General features: G+C 55.1%; 1 protein-coding gene and 1 pseudogene. Both read left to right on the top strand.

Features of this window, described 5'->3' with window-relative positions:
- Nucleotides 1–415, top strand: a pseudogene (locus HX773_RS25110) (hypothetical protein); the annotation flags it as partial.
- Nucleotides 416–728: 313 nt separating this feature from the next.
- On the top strand, nucleotides 729–2,447 hold a 1,719-nt coding region (locus HX773_RS25115), incomplete at its 3' end, for an Ig-like domain-containing protein (RefSeq protein ID WP_176973766.1).

Here is a 2,447-nt window from a genome sequence, read left to right on the forward strand (position 1 = left end):
GAATGACTTCTGGATCGATGATATCGCCATTGCGCTGCACAAAGAGGCCGAGCCCTCGCCAGCGGTATTTAGCCTGGCAGATGCACCAGCCATCGCGTCGAGCGATGCTGCACATCAGATCGATATGAACGAGCAAAACCTCTCCACGCTGAGCCTGAATCTGCAGGATGTTCTCAGTAGCGGTGAAAGTGATCTGTTCATCAATGACGGCAAGATTCAGCTAAAAGTCACCGGTGAAGCGGGGCGTGAGTTGACGCTAAATGACTTAATGCCGGATGGCTCGGACAGCGGTGAATGGAACAGCGTCGGTAACGTGAAAGTGGCGGGCGTGGAGTATCAGGTGTTCCGGCACAGTAACCAATCGGCGGAACTGCTGGTACAGATGGGCATCAACACGACATTAGAAAATCACTAACGTCTTTTCACTCGTGTAGTTCGGACCGCTGCCCTAAAAAGCAGCGGTTTTGTTATTTAATCGCCGTAACGCACACATAAACTCACTGGCTTGTCTTAACCGTATTTAATTGAAATAACGTAGAAAACCCTCTTTCCTACAGCTAAATCCTCCGCATTCCTACATTCCAAGACACGGCTTGATTCAGACGATTCTTATAGTTGGTAGGATCCTAACATCTGGGGAAATCTCAACTGTTGAAGACTCTCTCAGGCTCACTCTGCGTCGCCCGGAAGGTTGACGTCAAAATCAATTCACACTTAAGGGATCATCCATGAGTGCAGTTCAGGTAAATGCGGCAGTCGTTGAGAACAACACGATTGTCAGAGCGGAAGTGTTAACCAGCGCGAAAGCGGTCAAGGTTAAAGCGATTCCTGGCGGCAAATATATTCTTTCAGAAGGTGAGAAAGGCTTTGCCCCGGAAAACATCACATTAAAGCGCGTAGGCAAAGACCTGCACGTGGTGCTGGAAGGCGCAGATCTTGAGCATCCGGCGCTGATTATTACTGACTACTACGACAACGCCGGCGAGCTGGTGGGTAAAGGCGAAGACGGCCAGTGGCATGAATACACCGCGACCAGCGGTGAAGAGGGCGATGAAGCCGCCTTCCTGCTGGACGGTGAGAGCAGCGCCGTCGCGCTGGGCGCCGTGGAGTTCCCGGGCGCAGCGGGCCTGAACAACCTGACCATGGCCGGCTTTATGCTGTCGCCGGCGCTGATTGCGCTGGGCGCACTGGCGGCGCTGGCCGCGGCCACCGGCCTCGGCATGCTGGTTGGCAAGCACATGGCTGAGAAAGACAACAACAACGGCAATGGCAACGGCAATGGCAACGGCGGCGATAACGGCAACGACTACGACGACGGCAGCAACGGCGGCCCGAACATCCCAACCTCTATCGTTATCGGCGGCGTGACCGACCAGCAGGGCAAAATCATTAACCCTGGTGACCACAGTTCGGAAAAATCCCCAACCTTTACGGGCACCGGTAAGCCCGGCAACAAAATCGAAATTATCGACAATGGCACCAAAATTGATGAAGTGATGATTGGTGACGATGGCAGCTGGAAGTGGACGCCAAAACCGCCTCTGGAGGATGGCGATCATGACATCGTGCTGGTGGAACGTGACCCAATCACCGGCAAGCCAAGCCTGCCATTGCCGGGCTTTGAACTGGTGGTTGACACCGTAGCACCAGGCCAGGCAGCGATTGACGACCTGCACGACGAAGATGGTGTTTCAATCATCAACCCTCCCTCTTTTGAAATTGCTGGCGTTACCTTTAGCGGTGCCGAAGTTTACACCAACAAGAACAAACCGACGCTGGTAGGTACTGCCGAGCGCAACACTTTTGTTGACGTCTACCTAAACAATGAAAAAGTCGGCGAAGCGGAAGTGAACGCACAGGGCACCTGGCGCTTCCCGTTCCCTGACGCGCTGGCGGACGACCGTTACAGCTTCCACGTTGTCAACCGCGACAAAGCGGGCAACGCCGGCCTGCCGTCTTCACAACTCACCATCATCATTGATACTACCGCACCGGCTGAACCGGTGATCACCGAGATTAATGACTCGACTGGCGCACCGGTTTCCGGCGGCAGCACCAACGATCGTGAGCCGGTGATCAAAGGTACCGCTGAGCCGTCTGAAGTAGGCGCAAAAATTGAACTGCGCGATCAGGATGGTAACTTACTGGGTACCGGCGTGGTTGACGCGGAAGGCAATTGGGAAGTCGCCATCAGCCCGGCACTGGAAGAAGGTAATTACGACATCATTGCCGTTATTACTGATAAGGCTGGCAACAAAACCGAAATGACCACACCGGTTGGTCTGGAAATCGATCTGAGCGCACCGGAGCTGCCGGGCGACGGCAACGTCGGCATGCCGGGCGATGCACTGGAAGGCGCATGGGATAACGTTGAGCCGCAGACCGGCTGGATCGACCCGGCAACCCCGACCAACGATGCGCGTCCGGAGTTCCGCGGCGCCGGACTG

Source organism: Pantoea sp. B9002 (assembly GCF_013385945.1).
Taxonomy (GTDB): Bacteria; Pseudomonadota; Gammaproteobacteria; order Enterobacterales; family Enterobacteriaceae; genus Pantoea.